The sequence below is a fragment of the Halomonas sp. PBN3 genome (assembly GCF_000475415.1).
Classification (GTDB): Bacteria; Pseudomonadota; Gammaproteobacteria; order Pseudomonadales; family Halomonadaceae; genus Halomonas; species Halomonas shengliensis.
Genome location: NZ_AXCA01000191.1, coordinates 1 through 22389 on the forward strand (window position 1 = coordinate 1; position 22389 = coordinate 22389).

The window sequence follows — 22389 nt, forward strand, 5'->3', positions numbered from 1 at the left end:
CACGTTTGCCCCTGGTGCGACTTGCCTATTCGGCCCGCCGGTCCCGCTCGGCCGCGGCGGGGTCGAAGGGCGCGTGGCCGGCCTTGTTGAGCACCGGGTTGGCGTACTGGGCGAGCCACCAGTCGCGCAGCTCGGCCGGCACCTGCTGCAGGCGGGCCTGGAAGCGGGCACGGTCGGCGTCGGTGACCTCCGCGAGGTCGACCAGTTCGGGCGCGATGCCCAGCGCCTCCAGGGCGAGTCGGTGGCTGGGGAAGAGGCGGTAGCCAGCGAGCACCTGGCGGTCGATCTCGGCGGCGACGGCGTCCGGGGTGTCGAAGGAGGCGTCGAGCGGCCTGCCAAAGCTGAGCCGCACCCGCCCCTTGTGGCCGGTGATGCCGGCGACGATGGACTGGATGTCCTCGTACTGGGCCTTCTGGTAGGCCCCTTCGTGGTGCACCGCATACAGCTCGCGGGCCTTCTGCACGTCGCAGGGGTCGTACTCGTAGCTGATCGCTACCGGCACCAGGCGCAGTTCGGCGATCGCCTCGCCGAGGCTCGCCTGGCGGTCCTCGGCGCGGCGCGCCATGGTCATCATTTTGATGATCGCCGGGTCGGTGCGGTCGATACCGTCCTTGGCGCGCCCCTCGCGCTGGGCCATCCAGATGGAGTGGTTGTCGGCGGTGATGGAGTGGCGGATATAGCCGGAGAGCTTCTGGTAGGCGGCCAGCATGGCGCGCTTGCCGCGGGCGCTGCGCGGCACGATGAAGCTCTTGTTGAGGCGCATCAGGTCGGTGACGTAGGGCTTCTTGAGCAGGTTGTCGCCGATGGCGATGCGCACCGTGTCGCGCCCGGCCAGGTAGAGGGCGTAGTTGACGAAGGCCGGGTCCAGGGAGATGTCGCGGTGGTTGCCGATGAACAGGTAGGCGGTGCCCGGGTCCAAGGCGTCGAGGCCCTTGGTCTCGAAGGCGTCGGTGGTGGTGCGGATCATCCGCTCCATGTAGCCGGCGACGCGCTGCTGGAAGCCCCGCACGCTCTCCACTCCGCGCACCTGGCGGCGGATGGCGAGGCTTGCCAGGGCGCGCGAGAGCCCCGGCATGACCCGGGAGAGCCGCGGCAGGCGGTAGCGGGTGAGGGCGTCGAGCAGCTCCGGCTCGTGGGCCAGGCGTGCCAGGACGCAGGCGACCTCGTCGTCGTGGTAGGGGCGGATCTCGGCCCAGGGATCCCGGGCGTCGCTGGTGGGTCGGGTCTCGGTCATGGTGGTCAGGCGTCGCTTGCGGTACCCGCCTCGCCGCCCAGCCAGGCGATGAGGCGCTCGATGTTCTCGCCTAGGGCCTGGGCCATCAGCACGAAGTCGGTCTCCAGGCGCAGCAGGGCATCGTCGCCGTCGTCGGCGGCGTTGGCCTCGTCGACCAGGGCATCACCGAAGCGCAGCGACTTGAGCGCCAGGTCGTCATGCAGCACGAAGCTTAGCCGCCCTTCGATCTCCACGGCCAGCTTGCTGGCCTGGCGGCCGCTCTCCAGCAGCTGCTGGATCTCGTCGCTGTCGAGGTCGACCTGGCGGGCACGCAACACGCCGTCGTCGCCCTTGGCCTTGAGCTCCACCTGGTCGCCCAGCACCAGGTCGGCGGGGCGCGAAGCGGGGTCGGTCAGCCACTGGGTCATGGCGCGCATGGGCAGGGCCTGGGTGGCCAGCGGGGTGACCTTGAGGCTGCCCAGGGTCTCGCGCAGCAGGTCGAGCACCTCCTCGGCACGGGTGCGGGAGCTGGCGTTGATGCCGATCAGCCGGCGGCGGGTGTCCCACCACAGGTCGACCTTCTGGCTGCGCACGAAGGCCCGTGGCAGCAGCTCCTCCACCACCTGCTCCTTGAGGGTGAGCTTCTCCTGGCGGCGCAGCTTGCGTCCCTCGCGGGCCTCCACCTCGGCGGCACGCTCGTCGACCTCCTCCTTGACCACGCCGGCGGGCAGCAGGCGTTCCTGGCGCAGGGCGCTGAGCAGTCGCTGGCCCTGCAGCTCGTGGAGGCGGGCGGTGTCGGCGCGTCCGCCGGGGAAGGTCCAGCCCAGGCGGCGTGGATCCTGGCCGCCCAGCGGGCGTGCGGCCTGTTCGGCCAGGGCCTCTTCCAGGGTGGCGGCGTCCAGCTCAGGGGCGTCGTGCAGCCGATAGAGGTGTAAGTGCTTGAACCACATGAAGCATTTTCCCGCAGAAAAGGGGCGCCATTATCACCGAAGGGGGACGGGGGTGCCAGCCTGGATGCTGGGTCGGATTTGAAACGAGTGTTTGAATGCGAGGCGGCGGCGGGCCTAGAATCGAGCCCGGCACCCCATCCACCTTATCCGACGGAGCCCTGCCATGGACCCACGATCCACCCGTACCACCCTGCGCGTGCGCGGCTACCACCTGGACGGCTACGGCCACGTCAACAACGCCCGCTATCTGGAGTTCCTGGAGGAGGGGCGCTGGGCCTATTTCGATGCGCGGCCAGAGCTCTTCGCCCGCCTGCAGCGCGGCGACATCGCCTTCGTCGCGGTCAACCTCAACATCGACTACTGCGCCGCGGCGGTGGCCGGCGACGATCTGGCCATCGACAGCCGCCTGTGCGAGCTGGGCTCGCGCAGCGCCCGCATGGCCCAGGAGATCCGCCGGGTCGCCGACGACACCCTGGTCAGCCGCGCCACCATCACCTTCGTGCTGCTCGACGTGGCGGCCAACCGTGCCATCCCCATCGAGGGCGAGCTGCGCACCCTGCTGGCCCCGCTGGTGGTCGAATAGCGCCTGCCTTTGCCTCGCCCGGGGTGGTATGATGTGACGCTGTTATGGCGCCCCGGGCAACACCACGGCGGGCGGCCAACCTCTTGCAGTGCAAAGGATTCGACGACCCATGGGTGACATCGCCAGAGAGATTCTGCCAGTCAACATCGAGGACGAACTCAAGCAGTCGTACCTCGATTACGCGATGAGCGTGATCATCGGCCGGGCGCTGCCGGATGTGCGCGATGGCCTCAAGCCGGTGCACCGGCGCGTGCTGTTCGCCATGCACGAGCTCGGCAACGACTGGAACAAGCCCTACAAGAAGTCCGCCCGCGTGGTGGGCGATGTCATCGGTAAGTACCACCCCCACGGTGACAGTGCCGTCTACGACACCATCGTGCGCATGGCCCAGGACTTCTCCATGCGCCATGTCCTGGTCGACGGCCAGGGCAACTTCGGCTCCATCGACGGCGACAGCGCCGCGGCCATGCGCTACACCGAGGTGCGCATGTCGCGCCTGGCCCATGAGCTCTTGGCCGACCTCGAGAAGGAGACCGTCGACTGGGTCGACAACTACGACGGCACCGAGCGTATCCCTGACGTGCTGCCCACCAAGGTGCCCAACCTGTTGGTCAACGGTTCCTCGGGCATCGCCGTGGGCATGGCCACCAACATCCCGCCCCACAACATGGTGGAGGTGATCGACGCCTGCCTGGCGCTGATCGACGACTACACCCTCACCGTCGACGACTTGATGGATCACATCCCCGGGCCGGACTTCCCCACCGGGGGCATCATCAACGGCCGTGCCGGCATCCTCGAGGCTTACCGCACCGGCCGCGGGCGCATCTACGTGCGTGCCCGCCACACCATCGAGCATGACGACAAGAGCGGCCGTGACCACATCATCGTCACCGAGCTGCCCTACCAGGTGAACAAGGCGCGGCTGATCGAGAAGATAGCCGAGCTGGTCAAGGAGAAGCGCATCGAGGGCATCGCCGAACTGCGCGACGAGTCCGACAAGGACGGCCTGCGGGTGGTGATCGAGGTCAAGCGCGGCGAGTCCGGGGAGGTGGTGGTCAACAACCTCTTCGCCCAGACCCAGCTGCAGAACGTCTTCGGCATCAACATGGTCGCCCTGGAGGATGGCCAGCCGCGCACCCTCAACCTCAAGGAGGTGCTCGAGGCCTTCATCCGCCACCGCCGCGAGGTGGTTACCCGGCGTACCCTCTATGAGCTGCGCAAGGCGCGTGAGCGCGGCCATATCCTCGAGGGCCTCACCGTCGCCATCTCCAACATCGACGAGGTGATCGAGCTGATCAAGGCCTCGCCGAACGTCGCCGAGGCCAAGGAGAAGCTGCTCGCGCGCAACTGGTCGCCGGGGCAGGTCACCGGCATGCTGGAGCGCGCCGGGGCCACCTCCTGCAAGCCCGAGGACCTCGAGGAGGGCTTCGGCCTCAACCCCTCGGCCACCGAGTACCGCCTCTCGCCGGCCCAGGCCCAGGCGATCCTGGAGCTGCGCCTGCACCGCCTGACCGGCCTGGAGACCGAGAAGCTCCTCGACGAGTACCTCGGCATCCTCGAGAAGATCGCCGAGCTGATGGCGATCCTGGCCTCCGCCGAGCGCCTGCTGGAGGTGATCCGCGAGGAGCTCGTCGCGGTGCGTGACCAGTTCGGCAACCCGCGCAAGACCGAGATCCAGGCCAGCCACCTCGACCTCTCCATCGAGGACCTGATCGCCGAGGAGGACATGGTGGTCACCGTGTCCCGCTCCGGCTACGCCAAGACCCAGCCGCTCTCCGACTACCAGGCCCAGCGCCGTGGCGGACGCGGCAAGTCGGCCACCGCCATGAAGGACGAGGACGTCATCGAGCACCTGCTGGTGGCCTCCACCCACGACACCGTGCTGCTGTTCTCCAACCGCGGCAAGGTCTACTGGCTCAAGGTCTACGAGATGCCGGCGGCCAGTCGCGGCTCGCGGGGCAAGCCGCTGGTCAACCTGCTGCCGCTGGACGAGGGTGAGGCGATCAACGCCATCCTGCCTGTGCGCGACTACGACCCCGAGAGCTACATCTTCTTCGCCACCGCCCGCGGCACGGTGAAGCGCACTAGCCTCGAGCAGTTCTCGCGGCCGCGCAGCGTGGGCCTGATCGCCATCGACCTGGAGGAGGGCGATCGCCTGATCGGCGCCCAGATCACCTCGGGCAGCGACCACGTCATGCTGCTCTCCTCCAACGGCAAGGCGATCCGCTTCGAGGAGGGCAGCGTGCGCGCCATGGGTCGCACCGCCCGCGGCGTGCGCGGCATGCGCCTGCTGGATGACGCCGAGGTGATCAGCCTGATCATCCCCCAGAGCCAGCAGATCGATGCCGAGGCCGGCGTGGAAGGAGAGTCCGAGGGCGAGGAGGGCGCCGCCATCGAGCAGGCCAACGGCGGCCAGATCTATATCCTCACCGCCTCCGAGAACGGCTACGGCAAGCGCACCCGCCTCGAGGAGTTCCCGCTGCGCGGCCGCGGTGGCCAGGGCGTGATCGCCATGCAGACCAGCGAGCGCAACGGCGCGCTCGTCGCCGCCATGCAGGTCTACGCCTCTGACGAGATGATGCTGATCACCGATCGCGGCACCCTGGTGCGCACCCGCGTCGACGAGGTCTCGATCAGCTCGCGCAACACCCAGGGCGTGATGCTGATCCGCCTGGGCAACGACGAGACACTGGTCAAGACGGTGCGCATCGACGAGCCGGAAGACACCCCGGAGGAGGCAGGGGACGTCGACCAGGACGGCCAAGAGGACACGGGGGCAGCCCCCCAAGCCGATTGAGGGGTCTGACCTCAGGGGAGATTCAGGACCTATGACACGCCACTTCAACTTCTGCGCCGGCCCGGCGGCGCTGCCTACCGCGGTGCTGGAGCGGGCCCGCGACGAGATGCTCGACTACCACGGGCGCGGCCTCTCGGTGATGGAGATGAGCCACCGCTCGCCGGAGTATGTCGCCATCGCCGAGAAGGCCGAGGCCGACCTGCGCGAGCTGCTGGCGATTCCCGCCAACTATCGGGTGCTCTTCACCCAGGGCGGCGCCACCCAGCAGTTCGCCGCGGTGCCCTATAACCTGCTGGGCGAGGGCGGCCGACCGAGCTTCGTCGACACCGGCATCTGGAGCCGCAAGGCGATCAAGGAGGCGCGCCACCTCTTCGGCGAGGTGGACATCGCCGCCTCGAGCGAGGCCAACGGCCACACCGCGGTGCCGCGGCCGGAGGCGATCCGCCTCGCCGAGGATGCGGCCTACCTGCACGTCACCGCCAACGAGACCATCGGCGGCCTGGCCTTCGACTACCTTCCCGAGGCGGTCCGCCCCGACGGGCGCGAGGTGCCGCTGGTCGGCGACATGTCCTCGACGATCCTCTCCGGGCCGCTGGATGTTTCGCGCTTCGGGGTCATCTACGCCGGTGCCCAGAAGAACATCGGCCCGGCCGGCCTGGTGGTGGTGATCGTGCGCGACGACCTGCTCGACCGCGCCCGCGCCGACATGCCGACCCTGTTCTCCTACAAGGAGCTCGCCGCGGCGGGCTCCATGGTCAACACCCCGGCCACCTATAGCTGGTACCTGGCCGGGCTGGTGTTCGAGTGGCTCAAGGACGACATCGGCGGCCTTTCCGCCATGGAGGCGATCAACGCCCGCAAGGCGGCCAAGCTCTACGCCGCCATCGACGCCAGTGAGCTCTACGCCAACCCCATCACCCCGGCCAACCGCTCACGCATGAACGTGCCTTTCGTGCTCGCCGACGAGCGACTGGACGCGCCGTTCCTGGCCGAGGCCGAGGCGGCGGGGCTACTGAACCTCAAGGGGCACCGCAGCGTCGGCGGCATGCGCGCGAGCCTCTACAACGCCGTGCCCGAGGCCGCCGTGGACGCACTGATCGATTTCATGACCGACTTTGAACAGAGAAGGGGCTGAGGGATGAGCGAGACTCCCATCGATCTCGAGGCGCTGCGCCACCGCATCGACGACCTGGACAGCGAGCTGCTGCGGCTGATCAACGAGCGGGCTGCCGCCGCCCAGCAGGTGGCCCAGGTGAAGACCGCCGAGGACCCTCAGACGGTCTTCTACCGGCCCGAGCGCGAGGCCCAGGTGCTGCGCCGCATCATGGCGCTCAACAAGGGGCCGCTGGACAGCGAGGAGGTCGCCCGGCTGTTCCGCGAGATCATGTCCGCCTGTCTGGCCCTGGAGCAGCCCATCAAAGTTGCCTACCTGGGCCCGGAGGGCACCTTCACCCAGCAGGCCACCCTCAAGCACTTCGGCGAGAGCGCGGTCAGCCTGCCCATGGCGGCCATCGACGAGGTGTTCCGCGAGGTGGAGGCCGGCGCGGTCAACTACGGCGTGGTGCCGGTGGAGAACTCCACCGAGGGCGTGATCAACCACACCCTGGACTCCTTCATGGACTCCGGCCTGCGCATCTGCGGCGAGGTGGTGCTGCGCATCCACCACCACCTGCTGGTGGGCGAGACCACCCGCCAGGACAAGGTCTCGCGCATCTACTCCCACCCGCAGTCCTTCGCCCAGTGCCGCAAGTGGCTCGACGCCCACTATCCCCAGGCCGAGCGTGTGCCGGTTTCTTCCAACGCCGAGGCGGCGCGGCTGGTCAAGACCGAGTGGCACAGCGCCGCCATCGCCGGCGACATGTCCGCCAAGCTCTACGGCCTGACGCGCCTGGCCGAGAAGATCGAGGACCGCCCGGACAACTCCACGCGCTTCCTGATCATCGGTAACCAGGACGTGCCGATGTCCGGCGAGGACAAGACCTCCATCGTGGTGGCCATGCGCAACCAGCCCGGCGCCCTGCATGACCTGCTCGAGCCCTTCCATCGCCACCAGATCGACATGACCCGCCTGGAGACCCGTCCCTCGCGCAGCGGCGTATGGAACTACGTGTTTTTCATCGACTTCAAGGGCCACCGTGACGAGCCCCGGGTCGCCGCGGTGCTGGAGGAGGTGCGCCTGCGCGCCGCCGAGGTCAAGGTGCTGGGTTCCTACCCGGTCGGCGTGCTCTGAGGCATGGCGGTGACGGAGCCATCCGCGGTCGCCGAAGCGCGCATCCTGATCGTCGGCCTGGGCCTGATCGGCGGCTCCCTGGCCGCGGCCCTGCGTGAGGCCGGCTTTCGGGGCACCATTCTCTCTTGCGACCCGGATGTCGACGAGATCGCGCGGGGCATCGAGATGGGGCTGATCGACGGCGGCGACACCCGCCTCGATGATGTCATCGACGGTGCCACCCTGGTGGTGCTGGCGGTGCCGGTGCTGGCGATGCGTGGCGTGATGCGCGAGCTCGCCGGCCTGCTGGGCCGCGCCGCCCCCGGGGTGGTGGTCACCGACGTGGGCAGCACCAAGGCGGCCATCCGCGACGGTGCCGTCGCCGCCTTCGGGCGGATGCCGCCGAACCTGGTGCTCGGCCACCCCATCGCCGGCTCCGAGAAGAGTGGCGTGGCGGCGGCCAACCCCGCGCTCTATGTCGACCACAAGGTGATCCTGACCCCCGAGCCCGATACCGACCCGGCGGCACTTTCCCGGGTGCGCACGCTGTGGGCGGCGTGCGGCGCCGAGGTGCTGGAGATGGACGTGGCGCGTCACGACCAGGTGCTGGCCCGCACCAGCCACCTGCCGCACCTGCTGGCCTTCTCGCTGGTGGATACCCTGGCGCGCCAGGACGAGCGCCTCGAGATCTTCCGCTACGCCGCCGGCGGCTTTCGCGACTTCACCCGCATCGCCGGCAGCGACCCGGTGATGTGGCGCGACATCTTCATCGCCAACCGCGACGCCGTGCTCGCCTCCCTGGAGGACTTCGAGGCCGGCGTGGCGCGGCTGCGCGACGCCGTGGAACGCGGCGATGGCGACGCCATGCTGGCGACCTTCGACCGTGCCAGCCATGCGCGTCACTACTTCGATACCCTGCTCAACAAGACCAGCTATCAGGCGGAATACCAGATGCAACAGCAAGGTAAGCTGCGCTACCGGGTCAGCCCCGGTGGCGGCGTGACCGGGCGCATCCGCGTCCCCGGCGACAAGTCGATCTCCCACCGCTCCATCATGCTCGGCGCCTTGGCCGAGGGGGTGACCGAGATCAAGGGCTTCCTGGAGGGCGAGGACAGCCTGGCCACTCTGCAGGCCTTCCGCGAGATGGGGGTGGCCATCGAGGGCCCGCACCAGGGGCGGGTAACCGTCCACGGCGTAGGTATGCATGGCCTCAAGGCGCCGTCCGGCCCCCTCTACGTGGGCAACGCCGGCACCGCCATGCGCCTGTTCGCCGGGCTGCTCGCTGGCCAGGCCTTCGACACCGAGCTCACCGGCGACACCTCGCTGACCAGGCGCCCCATGGGGCGGGTGGCCGACCCGCTGCGCCTGATGGGCGCCGAGATCGATACCGCCGAGGGCGGCCGCCCGCCGCTGCACATCCACGGCGGCCGCCCGCTCAAGGGCATCGCCTACGACATGCCTATGGCCAGCGCCCAGGTGAAGTCCTGCCTGCTGCTCGCCGGCCTCTACGCCGAGGGTGAGACCCGGGTGCGCGAGCCGGCGCCGACCCGCGACCATACCGAGCGTATGCTGACCGGGTTCGGCTATGCGGTCCACCGCGAGGGGGACACCTGCTGGCTCGAGGGTGGTGGCAAGCTGACCGCCGCCCCCATCGACGTGCCCTCGGACATCTCCTCGGCCACCTTCTTCCTGGTGGCGGCGGCCATCACCCCGGGCTCCGACCTGGTGCTCGAGCACGTCGGCATCAACCCGACCCGCATCGGGGTGATCAACATCCTGCGGCTGATGGGCGCCGACCTGCGTCAGGAGAACGAGCGCGTGGTGGGCGGCGAGCCGGTGGCCGACCTGCACATCCGCTACGCGCCGCTCAAGGGCATCGAGATCCCCGTGGACCAGGTCCCGCTGGCCATCGACGAGTTCCCGGCGCTGTTCATCGCCGCGGCCAATGCCGAGGGTGTGACCCGGCTGCGCGGTGCCGAGGAGCTTAGGGTCAAGGAGTCCGACCGCCTGCAGGCCATGGCCGACGGCCTGGCCGCCATCGGCGTCGAGCACACCCTGTATCCCGACGGCATCGATATCGTCGGTGGCGCTAATGTTGGCGATCGTGCCGAGGGTCCCAACTACGGTGGCGGGCGCATCGACAGCCTGGAGGATCATCGTATCGCCATGGCGTTCACCATCGCCGGCCTGCGGGCGAGTGACGCCATCGTCATCGATGACTGTGCCAACGTCGCCACCTCCTTCCCCGGCTTCGTCGACCTGGCGCGCAGGGTGGGGCTGACCCTCGAGGAAGAGAGCGGCGAGGAGTGCGCATGAGCGGATCCGAGATCCCGGTACTGGCCATCGATGGCCCCGGTGGCGCCGGCAAGGGCACCATCAGCCGCCTGGTCGCCGAGCGACTGGGCTGGCACCTGCTGGACTCCGGCGCCCTCTATCGATTGACCGCCCTGGCCGCCAGCCGCCACGGCGTGGCCCTCGACGACGAGGCGGCGCTGGCCGAGGTGGCCCGCCACCTCGACGTGGTGTTCGTGGCCGAGGCCGAGGCGACCCGGGTGCTGCTGGAGGGTGACGACGCCACCACCACCATCCGCACCGAGCAGGTGGGCGATGCCGCCTCCCGGGTCGCCGCGCTGCCCGCGGTACGTGAGGCGCTGCTGAGCCGCCAGCGCGACTTCCGCAAGCCCCCGGGCCTGGTGGCGGACGGCCGTGACATGGGCACCGTGGTGTTCACCGCGGCACCGCTGAAGATCTTCCTCACCGCCTCGGCCGAGGAGCGTGCCCACCGCCGGCAGCGCCAGTTGCGGGAGGCCGGGGTGGATGCTAATCTGTCGAGTCTTTTGAAGGAGATTCAGGCGCGCGACGCCCGCGATATGCAGCGCAGCGTGGCGCCACTCAAGCCGGCCGATGACGCCATCACGCTTGATACCACGCGCCTGACGATACCGGAAGTGGTGGATCGGCTGACGGAGCTTCTGACCCAACGTGGTCTGCTCCCCGACGCCTGAAACTCCCTTGCGGCGCCTCCGGCAGCATGTGATGACGTGGCTCGGCACCGACAGCCGAGAGCCGAGCCAGGTCGAACCAGCGCCAACATCGCCGGGGGCTTGGTGAATAAGGCCCGCACTCGCTGGTGGTGCGGAGGAAGCGGCCCTGCCGCACGTTAACGTTGATCACGTAGGAACATCATGAGCGAAAGCTTTGCTGAACTGTTTGAACAGTCTCTCCAGGACATCAACATGGAGCCGGGCGCCATCGTCGCGGCCTCCGTCGTCGACATCGAGGGTGACTGGGTCACCGTCAATGCCGGCCTGAAGTCCGAAGGCCAGATCCCCGCGGCCCAGTTCCGCGACGAGAACGGCGAACTGACTATCGCCATCGGCGACGAGGTCCACGTCGCCCTGGAAGCCGTCGAGGACGGTTTCGGCGAGACCCGCCTCTCCCGCGAGAAGGCCAAGCGCGCCGAAGCGTGGAAGGTGCTGGAAGCGGCCTTCGAGAAGGACGAGATCGTCAAGGGCGTGATCAACGGCAAGGTCAAGGGCGGCTTCACCGTCGACGTCGACTCCATCCGTGCCTTCCTGCCGGGTTCCCTGGTCGACGTGCGTCCGGTGCGCGACACCACGCACCTCGAGAACAAGGAACTCGACTTCAAGGTCATCAAGCTCGACCCGAAGCGCAACAACGTCGTCGTCTCTCGCCGCGCCGTGCTCGAGGCCGAGAACAGCGCCGAGCGTGAGGCCCTGCTCGCCACCCTGCAGGAAGGCCAGCAGATCGTGGGTATCGTCAAGAACCTGACCGACTACGGCGCCTTCGTCGACCTCGGTGGCGTCGACGGCCTGCTGCACATCACCGACATGGCCTGGAAGCGCATCAAGCACCCGAGCGAGATCGTCGCCGTGGGTGACGAGATCACCGTCAAGGTGCTCAAGTTCGACCGCGAGCGCAACCGCGTCTCCCTGGGCCTGAAGCAGCTGGGCGAGGATCCCTGGGTCAACATCAAGGATCGCTACCCGGAAGGTACCAAGGTGCATGCCCGCGTCACCAACCTTACCGACTACGGCTGCTTCGCCGAGCTGGAAGAGGGTGTCGAGGGCCTGGTCCACGTCTCCGAGATGGACTGGACCAACAAGAACATCCATCCGTCCAAGGTCGTGCAGGTCGGCGACGAGGTGGACGTCATGGTGCTGGATATCGACGAGGAGCGTCGTCGTATCTCTCTGGGCATCAAGCAGTGCACCCCCAACCCCTGGGAGACCTTCAGCGCGACCTACAACAAGGGCGACCGTGTCTCCGGCACCATCAAGTCCATCACCGACTTCGGCATCTTCATCGGCCTGGAAGGCGGCATCGATGGCCTGGTGCACCTCTCCGACATCTCCTGGACCGAGACCGGCGAGGAAGCCGTTCGCCAGTTCAAGAAGGGCGACGAGGCCGAGGCCGTGATCCTCTCCATCGACCCGGAGCGTGAGCGCATCTCCCTGGGCATCAAGCAGCTCGATACCGACCCGGTCGCCGAGTTCCTGTCCGTCAACGACAAGGGCTCCATCGTCACCGGCCGTGTGGTCGAGGTCGATGCCAAGCAGGCCCAGGTTGAGCTGGCCACCGACGTCGTGGCGGTGCTCAAGGCCTCCGAGATCAGCGCCGACCGCGTCGAGGATGCCCGCAATGTCCTGAGCGAGGGCGACAGCGTCGAGGCCCGCATCATCGGTGTCGATCGCAAGAACCGCCAGATCGCCCTCTCCATCAAGGCCAAGGAGCAGGACGACACTCGCCAGAACCTGAAGAAGCTGCGCGAGGAGAGCGTCGAGAGCGGTGGCCCGACCACCATCGGCGACCTCATCAAGCAGCAGATGGGTCAGGACTGATCGAGACAGCGTCTCGCCGGACCGAAACCGCCGCCCTCAGGGGCGGCGGTTTTCTTTTTGATGGGGCATCTATCGGACCGTGCCTGTCGATATGTCGAACTCCGCTCTCTTGCGCCGACTATTGTGTTCACTCCGAAACTCAAGTTCAGGGAAGGGTGCCGCCCACACTCTCGATGGGCTGACTTCAGTGCCAATGAGTTTAACTTTACCCTTTACTTGGTAAATCAGCGGGTCGGTCACGTGAAATAGTAACGTCTCGATAAGTACGACAACTTGCGTTAATCGAATAACTCACCCAGACTCTTGCCATAAGACGGTGTTAACCGACATAATGCTTGCCCGTTGTTTCCCGCCAATCCCACCTCAAGGAAAGCGCTAGATGTCACTTCTCAACGACTACATGCAGATGGAACAGCAGCTCAAGGAACTCCAGGCCAATCTGGACAAGCTGCACAACGACAAGCGTCTCCAGACCGAACTCGAGTTCAAGGAGAAGCTCGAGGCGCTGATGAAGGAGTATGACAAGAGCGCCGCCGACGTCATCGCCCTGCTCGACCCGAAGCCCGCGGCGCCTGCCGCCAGGGCTGCCTCTCCCAGCAGCACCGGCGGTCGTCGCAAGCGCAAGCTGAAGATCTACAAGAATCCCAATACCGGCGAAGTCGTAGAGACTCGCGGTGGCAACCAGAAGACGCTCAAGGCATGGAAGGACGAGTTCGGTTCCGACACCGTCGAGTCTTGGCTGGTGCGTGTGGAAGAGTGATCGTAAGCTTCTGACGCGAGGGGCGTGCGTCCCCACGCTCCGAGAGTCAACGGCGCCTGAGAGGCGCCGTTGTTGTTCCTGACCCGAGTCAGCCCTGCTCCTGTGGTATCACTCCCGTCTGTTTCACCGCCCGTTCGGCAGGCGGATTATCGTTTCGTTTCCTCGCCGTCGAGCAACGGCAGCTGGAGCGTCAGCGCCGACTCGGACCTGACCAGTCGTGCCGCATCGCCATTGTAGTGCTCTCCCATCTCCGGCAGCACTGCCAGCAGGGTGACCAGGGTGTCATGGAGCCGCTGGGGGCCGGGCAGGTCGAGGCAGGCGCAGCGGGCCTGGGGCAGCTCGAGCAGCCGCAGGGAAGGGGAAATGGGCAGGCTGCCCGCCGACTCGCCATCCACCAGCACCCCAAGGTCGAGCCGCGGCAGGCCGCTCTGCGGGCCGGGATCGTGGAGCAACAGGAGGGCGGCGGCGCGCTCGCTGGCACCCGGCAGCGGAAGCTGGTAGCCATCGAGCCTCTCCAGCCAGCGACGAGGCGGGGGGAGCGTCTCGCTGGTGGCGTACTCCCGTGCTACCACCGCCGCGCAGGGAGGCAGCGTCTCGACCTCGGGGCGGGGGACGCTGCCGGCGGCCTCTGCCAGGGCCTCGCGCCCCGTCAGGCGATGGTGACGTGGGCTGTGGCGGAAGCGGCGCAGGAAGGCGCGGCTGAAGGCCGAGTGGTTGGTGTAGCCACAGCGCCCGGCCACCGTGCGGATGCTGAGTGGCGTGTGGACCAGCAATCGGGACGCCTTCTCCAGGCGCAATGCCTCGCGGTAGGCGCTGGGCGACTCGCTGTTGCTCAGTTTTGCGTCGACACGGCGCGCCGGGCGGGTAAACACGTAATCCTGGTATCATCTTGTGGTGGGGCCGGGGCCCTTAGCGGCGAGTGATGATCAGGGTATAATCGACGCGTTGTCGGCGGGCCTCTCCCGCCGCCGCCTCCCAGTATCGAGATGGACCCGAATGAAACACCACACCCAACGCAATGGCATGGATGAGCGCGAGAAGCTGCGTCAGTTCCGGGAGCTCGATGATGCCTTCGCCGAGGCGCTGCGCGAGCTGGAGCCTTCGACGGTAGCGGCGAGTGATGCCGAGACGGCCGCGCCAACCGCCCAGGCGGTGCCGCCCTCGGGCGAGGATTTCCAGCGGCGTCTGGAGGCGCTGATGGCGCAGTACGAGCTCTCCGCCGAGCGGGTGCGGGAGCTGGTGGAGACGCTGCGGCGCTTCGACCGCATCGCCTAATCGGTCTCGAGCTCAAGCGCGGCGATGCGCTCGAGCGCCTGGTCGCGGTGGCTGCCGCACAGGTCGGGGTCGAAGGCGAAGCGACGACACACCTCGGGACGCCGCGGATCGCCGAACAGTCGACACAGGTTGTCTTCGTCCAGCTGGACACAGCGCTCCCCGGCAGGCTTGCCGTCTGGCATGCCGGGAATCGGCGAGGAGATCGAGGGGGCGATACAGCAGGCGCCGCAGCCTGGCCGGCATCCCGCCTTCATTTCCCCGGCGCGCGTCTCGCTTCCTACCGTCATGGTGTGGCCTGGGCGATGGCGCCCTTGTCGATTCCCTCGAAAGCCTGCACCCGGGTGTCGTGACCCGTCTCCCGGGCGATCTGCCGGGCCAGCCAGTCGGCGATCCACTCCACCGTAGTTGGCGTCTGCAGCACGTGGCAGCGCTCCTTCGGCAGGCTCAGCGCGAACTCACCCTGGTTCGTGGCGTAGCGGGTAGTCAGCAGCTGATTCCAGCCAGGCTCATCATCGGCGACGATGTCGGCTTGGTCGACCAGGTAGCGATCCGCCAGCCAGTCGGCCCACCGGCGCTCCAGCAAGGGGGCGCGCTTGCCGAGCTGCCAGATATAAAGCCGCGAGCGGTGGCCATGGGCGATACGCTGGCAGTTGCCCGCGTGACGCCGCAGGCCGTGGCTGTAGGTGTAGGCGGCCCCATCGATCTCCTCCTCCCGAAGGCGCAGACGAATATCGCTGACCCGCGGCGGCGGCCGGCGCATCAGCTCCGCCGCCAGGTGGTCGGCCAGGCGCTCGGCGCGGATCTCCCGCCAGGGCAGCAGGGTCAGCGCCTGGTGCGGTGCCCGCAGCTCCATGCTCCAGGGCACGCTAGCGCGCAGGCAGAGTCCCTCGCGGCAGTCGTGGAACTCAAGCCCCGGGGCCCGGGTGGGCACCAGCAGGGTGTGGTCGACGTCGGCATCCAGGCGCTGCTTGATCCACGGCTTCACCTCGCCGAAGTCGAACAGCATGCCATCCTCGCCGAGCTCCCCGTCGAGCTCCACGTTCACGTGCCAGCTGGCGCCGACCAGCCCGCGGGTCGAGCACCACCAGGAGACGTCCAGCTGGGTCAGGCGGTTGACGAATAGCGTCATCAGTCGATTCCCGTGATCTTGTGGGTCTGCAGCGAGAGACGCCACTGGGGGTGGGCCAGGCAGTAGGCCACGCTGGCCGCCACGGTATCCGCAGCGTCGGCGAGGCCTCCGGGTACGGTGTCCATGGGCTGCAGGAAGAAGTGGTCGAAGTCGAGTCGGGCGAAGTGCTCCGGCGGGGCGTCGACCTGGGGATAGACCAGCTTCAGCTCGTCCCCGGCGGTAATCGCCAGGGCGTTGTCGCCCTTGGGACTGACACAGAGCCAGTCGATGCCGGCGGGGGCGGGGAGGGTGCCGTTGGTCTCCGCTGCGACCTCGAAACCGCGCGCCTGCAACGCCGCGATCAGCGGCTCGTCGAGCTGCAGCAGCGGCTCGCCCCCGGTGAAGACCACATAGGGTGTTGCCACTCCCTCCTGGTCCGGCCAGAGCGCGGTCAGATGGTCGGCCAGTGCCTCGGCGCCGGCGAAGCGTCCGCCGTTCTGGCCGTCGATACCGATGAAGTCGGTATCGCAGAAGCGGCAGGCCGCGGTGGCGCGATCCGTCTCGCGGCCGGACCACAGATTGCAGCCCGAGAAGCGGCAGAAGACGCTGGCGCGACCCGCCTGACCGCCTTCCCCCTGCAGGGTATAGAAGGCCTCCTTGACGTGGTACATCAAGCGTCTCCCGTGGCCAGTTCTGCGGCGGGGTCGGGCTGCTGGCAATAGGGCAGGGGGTCCGTGGCGTCGTTGGCGGCGAAGGCCGCCAGGCGCTCGCGGCAGCTGCCGCAGCGCCCGCAGGCAAGCCGCCCGCCCCGGTAGCAGGTCCAGGTGTCGGCGTAGTCGAGCCCCATGGCCAGGCCGTCGGCGAGGATCTCCGCCTTGCTGGCGTGCAGGTAGGGCGCATGGATCTCGACGGCCTCGAAGTTGGCGATGCCCGCCACGGCGTTCATCGCCTCGACGAACGCGGGGCGGCAGTCCGGGTAGAGCACGTGGTCGCCGCCATGGGCGCCGTAGTCGACCCGCCCGGCGCCGATGTTCACCGCCTTGGCGATGGAAAGCGCAAGCAGGATCATGTTGCGGTTGGGTACCACGGTGTCCTGCAGGTTGTCCTCGGCGTAGTCGGCGTCGGGCAGTGCGCGGCCGGCGTCGGTCAACGCGGAATTGTCGATCAAGCCGTGGATGGCGGTGATGTCGACCACCTGGTGCGGCACGCTGAGGCCGCGGCAGACACGGCGCGCGACCTCGAGTTCGCGGGCATGGCGCTGGCCGTAGTCGAAGGAGAGGGCATGGACGTCGAGGCCCTCGCGCAGGGCTCGGTGCAGCACCGTATAGGAGTCCATGCCGCCGGAGTAGATCACCACGGTGGCGCGGCCGGCCGCCTTAGGGGAAGGAGAAGAAGTCATGGGGTCGCTCTGGTCGGAGAATTTGTCGCGCCGCAGCGCGGCGTTCCGGGGTCCGGTCCGGAAGGGGAGGCATTCTACTGGACCCGCAGGGTGAGGCAAACGGCAGAGGCCTGTTGCCAGCGCCATTCGCCATGGCCCTATGGCGTGCTGGTTGCTGCTATAATATGCGCCCCTCATTTCCAGCGCCTTGGTGGCGCCATCGTCCTGACAACGGTGACCTCTCATGCAAGCTCCCGAACTGCTCTCCCCAGCAGGGACGTTCAAGAACATGCGCTACGCCTTCGCCTACGGGGCGGATGCGGTCTATGCCGGCCAGCCGCGCTACTCGCTGCGCGTGCGCAACAACGACTTCAAGCTCGAGAACCTCCACAAGGGCATCGCCTACGCCCACGAGCGCGGCAAGCAGTTCTACGTGGCCTCCAACATCGCGCCGCACAACAGCAAGCTCAGGACCTACCTGCGCGACATGGAGCCGGTGATCGAGGCCGGCCCCGATGCGCTGATCATGTCCGATCCCGGGTTGATCATGATGATCCGCGAGCGCTGGCCGGAGCAGCCGATCCACCTCTCGGTGCAGTCCAACGTGGTCAACTGGGCGGCGGCCCGCTTCTGGCAGCAGCAGGGCATCAGCCGCATCATCCTGTCGCGCGAGCTGTCGCTCGAGGAGATCGCCGAGATCCGGGCCGAGTGCCCGGACCTGGAGATCGAGACCTTCGTGCATGGCGCACTGTGCATCGCCTACTCCGGGCGCTGCCTGCTCTCCGGCTACTTCAACCACCGCGACCCCAACCAGGGCACCTGCACCAACGCCTGCCGCTGGCAGTACAACACCGTGGCCGCGGCCCATGACGAGACCGGCGACCTGGTACCGGCCAACTCCGCCGCGGCCCATGCGGCCAGCGGCGTTTGGACCCCGGAGCAAGGCAGTGGCCTGATCGCCTCAGGGGGCGGCAGCACCCGCCATGGCACCGCCACCGCGGGCGGTGTGGAGGGCCAGGACGAGCTCTCGGCGCTGATCGAGGATGCCACCCGTCCTGGCGAGCTGATGCCGATCTTCGAGGACGAGCACGGCACCTACATCATGAACTCCAAGGACCTGCGTGCCGTCCAGCACGTACCGCGCCTCACCGAGATGGGGGTCACCTCGCTCAAGATCGAGGGGCGCACCAAGTCCCACTACTACGTGGCGCGCACCGCCCAGGTCTACCGCCGCGCCATCGATGACGCCGTGGCCGGCCGCCCCTTCGACATGCGCCTGATGGACGAGCTCGACAACCTGGCCAACCGCGGCTACACGGAGGGCTTCTACCGTCGCCACGTGCATGACGAGTACCAGAACTACGAGCGCGGCAACTCGGTGGGGGTGCACCAGCAGTTCGTCGGCGAGGTGATCAGCTACGACCCCGACCGCGGGGTGCTGGAGGTCGACGTCAAGAACCGCTTCGAGGTGGGGGACTCCATGGAGCTGATGCTGCCCGGCGGCAACCGTCGCTTCACCCTCGAGCATATCGAGAACCGGCGCGGCGAGTCCGTGGGGGCCGCCCCGGGCTCCGGCCATGTGGTGCGTATCCCGGTGCCCGGCGAGGCGATCGCCCCCGAGCGCATCGAGTTCGCCCTGCTGATGCGCGACCTCGGCTGAGACTGTCGCCGGGAGCCGACAGCGTTTCCATTCCGCCTGCACCTTTGAGCGCTATGCTTGTAGCATCACCCCATGGAAACGGAGGTTCCCATGAGCAAGCGATGCGATCTGCGCACGACCCTGGCCCTCGCCGGCCTAGCCCTGCTGCTGGCCACGGGGCCGGCATTGGCACAGCCCCCGGAGCACGCCGGCCAGGGCAAGGGGCAGGAGCAGCGCAAGCTGCCGCCGGGCCAGCAGAAGCAGGAGGGACGCGAGTCCCGCGAGCGGTATCAGGAGGCGCATCGCGACCGCGAGTCCAGGCGGGAGCGTCGTGACGATGGCTATCGAGACCGCGAACGCCGCGACTATCGCGATCGTGACCGGCCCATCATCGACGAGCGCGACCTGCGCCGGCTGTTCGGCGAGCGGCGCGACTGGGTGTCCCGTGACGATCGCGGCGACCTGCCGCCGGGCATCCGCATGAACCTGGAGCGCGGCAAGCCGCTGCCCCCGGGGATCGCCAAGCGCTTCGATGACCGCGTGCTGCGCGACCTGCCGCACTACGACGGCTACGAGTGGCGCCGGGTCGGCCCCGATGCCATCCTGGTCGACGCCGCCAACGAGATCATCTATCGGGTGATCCGCGACGTGCTCTACTAGGCTCGCACGCCTCGGCTCTCAGTCCTGACCATGACGAGCCCGCCCCCGATCGGGGGCGGGCTCGTTGCGTCGCAGGCGCGGTGGGAAGGGCGTAGCGCCGGCGAGGGATCAGCCCTTGCGCAGCGAGGTGTTGAGGTGGTCGACCACCTCGGCCCAGTCGGCATCCTCGTCGATCGCCTCGCGCAGGAACTCCGCCTGCCCCTCGTTCCAGCAGGGGGCGTCGGGCAGGGCGATCTCCTCGGGGATCGGGGCGTGGCGGTCGATGAAGCGCTTGATCGCCTCGGGGTCGGAGGCGAGTCCCAGCTGCTCGAACAGTTCGCTGAAGGGGTGGTCGGGATGTTCCATGGTGGCGCTCCTTGCGTGAGGTGAGGCGGCGCCGGAGGCGGCCGCGGTGGATGCTCCTACCACCATAGCCATTCGTCACCGCCTCTGCTTGATGGGCGTCAACGCTAGGGTGTTCCCGCGCGTGGGCATGCCCCCTCAGGGGCGTTCGCCCACCAGCGGGGTCAGGAAGCGGCGGCGGCGCTCCTCATCGGGAAGCGGCTGGGCGAGCAGGTGCACCAGCTTGGTGAAGGCCGCCTCCGGGGTCATGGCATCTCCGGAGAGCACACCGGCGGCGGCGAGCCCCTGGCCGGCGGCATAGTCGCCGGGCGTGATCGGGCCCTGGGGGCACTGGCTGATCGCCGCCAGCAGCTTGCCCTCGCCGCTGGCGCGTGCCAGTACCCCCAGCAGGGCGGGGTCGTCCGGCAGGTTGCCTCCGCCCCACACCTCCAGCAGGGCGCCCTCGAGGGCGGGGTCGGATAGCCAGGCGTCCAGCTGGCGGGCGGTGATCCCCGGCCACAGCACGATGCGCGCCACGCCGCCGTGGTCGAGAGCGGCGTAGTCGGCGAGCTCGAAGCGTGGCGCACCGCGCTGCTGGCGCTCCAGGCCCCGGCCGGGGTAGAGCACCGCGTCATCGCCGACGCGCTCGCCGAGGAGTGGGTAGTTGGGGCTAGCGAAGGCCTCGGCGTCCCGGGTGTGCCACTTGCGGGCGCGCACGCCACGCAGCAGCCGGCCGCCGAAGGCGATGGCGACCTCCTGGAGCGCCGGGTTGGCGGCGAAGCGCAGCGCCAGGGCGACGTTGTCGGCGGCGTCGCTGCCAGGTGCCTCCAGGGGCTGCATGGCACCGGTCAGCACCACCGGGCGGTCGATGCCCTGCAGCTGGTAGGCGAGGCTGGCGGCACTCCAGGCCAGGGTGTCGGTGCCGTGGAGCACCACGAAGCCGGCGTGGTCGCGGTGGCGCTCGCCGATCATCGCGGCCAGGCGCGACCAGTCGCTCGGGGTGGCGGCGCTGGAGTCGATGGGGGTGTCGACGGCGAGCACCTCGTGGCGGGGCAGCAGGGTGCCGCGCCCCGGCGGCAGTGCCTCGAGGGCGCGGGCCAGGCGCGCTGCGATATCGCCGCCCGGGGCGAGGCCGTGCTCGCTCTCCACCATGCCGAGGGTTCCCCCGGTGTAGATCACCAGCAGCGGGCGGTCGTCAGGGGCGGCGGAAGAGGGCATGGCGGGCTCCGGTCGGTTCAAGACCGGCCCATGATACCCCGCAGCGCGCGAGGCACAACCGCGCTCAGGAGGCCAGGCGCACGGCGTCCATGGAGAGCAGGTCGACCTGCACCTCCAGGGTGTCGAGGTTGCCAAGCTCCAGGATCGGCTCGCCGGCGGCGACGCTGCCCTCGCTCCTAGCCCGTCTGCCCCCAGTCTAGCGGCAGATGGTCCGGTCGACCTTGAGGGCAGCCGGCTAGCGGGTGACCACGCGCCCGTCGGCGTCGCCCTCCAGGCGGCGGTTGCGGCCGGCGAACATCGCGAAGGAGGCCGACAGGGCGCAGATGGCCACCAGCACGCCGGTGATCGTCGCCAGCCCCAGGCCCAGTTGCAGCATCACACCCACGCCCAGCGGCCCCATGGCGGCCAGGGTGTAGCCACCGCCCTGGGCCAGCCCCGAGAGCTTGCCGGCCAGGCGCGAGTTGCCGGTGCGCAGCACGATCAGGGTGAGCGCCAGGCTGAAGCTGCCGCCCTGGCCCATGCCGAGCAGCACCACGCCCAGCCAGCGCAGCGAGGTGGGGGCCTGCAGCAGCAGCCAGAAACCGCTGGCGGCCAGGGTTAGCACGACCAGCAGGGCGGGGCGCTGGTCCCGGCCGAGGCGCGCCAGCCAGGGGGCGGCCAGGGCGGCGGGCAGCTGCACCATCACCGAGGCGCCCATCATCCAGCCCGCCTCGGCCTCGCCGTAGCCACGCTGCACCAGTAGGGTGGGCAGCCAGCCGAAGACGATATAGGCCAGCGACGACTGCAGCCCCATGAACAGCATCACCTGCCAGGCCAGAGGTTGGCCCAGGATCGCGCCCATGGAGCCGCCCCCGCCGGGCAGGGTGGCCTCGTCGCGGCGGGGGGCCAGGGCCACCCAGGCGACCAGGGCCGTCACCGCCAGCGCCGCCCAGCTGGCAAGCCCGAGGGGCCAGCCACCCAGCCACTCGCTGAGCGGGATCGACAGTCCGGCCCCCAGCGCCCCGCCCAGGCACAGCGCCATGGTATAGACGCCAGTCATCAGGTCGGCGCCGGCGGGCAGCTCACGCTTGACCAGCGCCGGCAGCAGGGTGCCGGCCACCCCGATGGCGGCCCCCACCATCAGGGTGCCCAGGAACAGGCTGGCGACCAGCGGCACCCCGCGCAGCGCAAGGCCCGCGGCCAGCAGCGCAAGGCCCGCCGCCAGCGCCCGCTCCGGCCCCAGGCGCCGGGCGAGCCAGGGGGCCAGGGGGGCGAAGAGGCCCAGGCAGAGCACCGGCAGGGTGGTCAGCGCGCCGATGGCCAGCGCCGAGAGGTCGGTCTCCTGCTGGATGCGGGTCAGCAGCGGGGCCAGCGAGGAGAGGGCGGGACGCAGGTTTAGCCCCACCAGCACCATCAGGCCGATGAAGACACCAA

At 68.7% G+C, this 22389-nt stretch carries 21 protein-coding genes; 11 read left to right on the top strand and 10 right to left on the bottom strand.

Annotated elements, in window-relative coordinates; translation table 11 throughout:
- Positions 1-25: 25 nt before the first annotated feature.
- Together Q673_RS32655 and Q673_RS32660 are read right to left on the bottom strand one after the other, a co-directional pair.
- Positions 26-1234, bottom strand: a complete 1209-nt coding sequence (locus Q673_RS32655; RefSeq protein WP_023006976.1) for a 1-acyl-sn-glycerol-3-phosphate acyltransferase — start codon at positions 1232-1234, stop codon at positions 26-28.
- Positions 1235-1239: 5 nt separating this feature from the next.
- Positions 1240-2163, bottom strand: a complete 924-nt coding sequence (locus tag Q673_RS32660; protein WP_023006977.1) for a recombination-associated protein RdgC — start codon at positions 2161-2163, stop codon at positions 1240-1242.
- A gap of 163 nt (positions 2164-2326) precedes the next feature.
- Between Q673_RS32660 and Q673_RS32665 the strand changes: the two genes are divergently transcribed.
- The 8 genes from Q673_RS32665 (at position 2327) to Q673_RS32700 (ending at position 13377) form a co-directional block, all read left to right on the top strand.
- Positions 2327-2746 carry an acyl-CoA thioesterase gene (locus tag Q673_RS32665; protein ID WP_023006978.1) on the top strand — a complete coding sequence of 140 codons (420 nt, stop codon included), beginning with the start codon at positions 2327-2329 and terminating at the stop codon, positions 2744-2746.
- A 109-nt stretch (positions 2747-2855) separates the two neighbouring features.
- Positions 2856-5546: a DNA gyrase subunit A gene (gyrA, locus tag Q673_RS32670; RefSeq protein ID WP_023006979.1), complete on the top strand. Its 2691-nt coding sequence runs from the start codon at positions 2856-2858 to the stop codon at positions 5544-5546.
- Positions 5547-5577: 31 nt separating this feature from the next.
- Positions 5578-6681 carry a 3-phosphoserine/phosphohydroxythreonine transaminase gene (serC, locus tag Q673_RS32675; protein ID WP_023006980.1) on the top strand — a complete coding sequence of 368 codons (1104 nt, stop codon included), beginning with the start codon at positions 5578-5580 and terminating at the stop codon, positions 6679-6681.
- A gap of 3 nt (positions 6682-6684) precedes the next feature.
- Positions 6685-7776 (top strand): prephenate dehydratase, encoded by a 1092-nt coding sequence (pheA, locus tag Q673_RS32680; RefSeq protein ID WP_023006981.1) that lies wholly within the window; start codon positions 6685-6687, stop codon positions 7774-7776.
- Positions 7777-7785: 9 nt separating this feature from the next.
- Positions 7786-10071, top strand: a complete 2286-nt coding sequence (locus Q673_RS32685) for a bifunctional prephenate dehydrogenase/3-phosphoshikimate 1-carboxyvinyltransferase (protein WP_442778056.1) — start codon at positions 7786-7788, stop codon at positions 10069-10071.
- Entirely contained in the window at positions 10068-10760 is a 693-nt protein-coding gene (cmk, locus tag Q673_RS32690; protein WP_023006983.1) for a (d)CMP kinase, read from the top strand. The genes Q673_RS32685 and cmk overlap by 4 nt, the downstream gene beginning before the upstream one ends.
- 180 nt (positions 10761-10940) lie before the next feature.
- Positions 10941-12617: a 30S ribosomal protein S1 gene (gene rpsA, locus Q673_RS32695; protein WP_031218574.1), complete on the top strand. Its 1677-nt coding sequence runs from the start codon at positions 10941-10943 to the stop codon at positions 12615-12617.
- 379 nt (positions 12618-12996) lie between these two features.
- Positions 12997-13377, top strand: coding sequence for a histone-like nucleoid-structuring protein, MvaT/MvaU family (locus tag Q673_RS32700; RefSeq protein ID WP_023006985.1), 381 nt, complete (start codon positions 12997-12999; stop codon positions 13375-13377).
- Positions 13378-13523: 146 nt separating this feature from the next.
- Here Q673_RS32700 and Q673_RS36630 read toward each other — a convergent pair whose 3' ends face one another.
- Entirely contained in the window at positions 13524-14249 is a 726-nt protein-coding gene (locus Q673_RS36630; RefSeq protein WP_152527143.1) for a helix-turn-helix domain-containing protein, read from the bottom strand.
- A gap of 124 nt (positions 14250-14373) precedes the next feature.
- Between Q673_RS36630 and Q673_RS32710 the strand changes: the two genes are divergently transcribed.
- Complete coding sequence (locus Q673_RS32710; RefSeq protein WP_023006987.1) at positions 14374-14652, top strand: hypothetical protein; 279 nt, start codon at positions 14374-14376, stop codon at positions 14650-14652.
- Here the strand turns inward: Q673_RS32710 and Q673_RS0118680 are convergent.
- The 4 genes from Q673_RS0118680 to queC are packed head-to-tail and all read right to left on the bottom strand — an operon-like array spanning position 14649 to position 17159.
- Entirely contained in the window at positions 14649-14906 is a 258-nt protein-coding gene (locus tag Q673_RS0118680) for a YkgJ family cysteine cluster protein (RefSeq protein WP_031218576.1), read from the bottom strand. The two genes, Q673_RS32710 and Q673_RS0118680, sit on opposite strands and share 4 nt — an antisense overlap.
- Before the next feature lie 29 nt (positions 14907-14935).
- Positions 14936-15781, bottom strand: a complete 846-nt coding sequence (locus Q673_RS32715) for a 6-pyruvoyl trahydropterin synthase family protein (RefSeq protein WP_023006989.1) — start codon at positions 15779-15781, stop codon at positions 14936-14938.
- The gene (gene queE, locus Q673_RS32720) at positions 15781-16431 is read right to left on the bottom strand and encodes a 7-carboxy-7-deazaguanine synthase (RefSeq protein WP_023006990.1); all 651 of its coding nucleotides are present in this window, start codon (positions 16429-16431) and stop codon (positions 15781-15783) included. The genes Q673_RS32715 and queE overlap by 1 nt, the downstream gene beginning before the upstream one ends.
- A complete protein-coding gene (gene queC / locus Q673_RS32725) occupies positions 16431-17159 on the bottom strand; it encodes a 7-cyano-7-deazaguanine synthase QueC (protein ID WP_023006991.1) in 729 nt (242 codons plus the stop codon). The genes queE and queC overlap by 1 nt, the downstream gene beginning before the upstream one ends.
- 223 nt (positions 17160-17382) lie before the next feature.
- Here queC and trhP point away from each other — a divergent pair, with 223 nt between their 5' ends.
- Together trhP and Q673_RS32735 are read left to right on the top strand one after the other, a co-directional pair.
- Complete coding sequence (trhP, locus tag Q673_RS32730) at positions 17383-18798, top strand: prephenate-dependent tRNA uridine(34) hydroxylase TrhP (RefSeq protein ID WP_031218578.1); 1416 nt, start codon at positions 17383-17385, stop codon at positions 18796-18798.
- A gap of 90 nt (positions 18799-18888) precedes the next feature.
- Positions 18889-19437 (top strand): anti-virulence regulator CigR family protein, encoded by a 549-nt coding sequence (locus Q673_RS32735; protein WP_023006993.1) that lies wholly within the window; start codon positions 18889-18891, stop codon positions 19435-19437.
- A gap of 108 nt (positions 19438-19545) precedes the next feature.
- Here Q673_RS32735 and Q673_RS32740 read toward each other — a convergent pair whose 3' ends face one another.
- The 3 genes from Q673_RS32740 to Q673_RS32750 form a co-directional block, all read right to left on the bottom strand.
- The gene (locus Q673_RS32740; protein WP_023006994.1) at positions 19546-19782 is read right to left on the bottom strand and encodes a DUF2789 domain-containing protein; all 237 of its coding nucleotides are present in this window, start codon (positions 19780-19782) and stop codon (positions 19546-19548) included.
- A gap of 135 nt (positions 19783-19917) precedes the next feature.
- Entirely contained in the window at positions 19918-20976 is a 1059-nt protein-coding gene (locus Q673_RS32745) for an asparaginase (RefSeq protein ID WP_023006995.1), read from the bottom strand.
- A 235-nt stretch (positions 20977-21211) separates the two neighbouring features.
- On the bottom strand, positions 21212-22369 hold the full coding sequence (locus tag Q673_RS32750) for an MFS transporter (protein WP_081712080.1): 1158 nt from the start codon (positions 22367-22369) through the stop codon (positions 21212-21214).
- Positions 22370-22389: the final 20 nt, after the last annotated feature.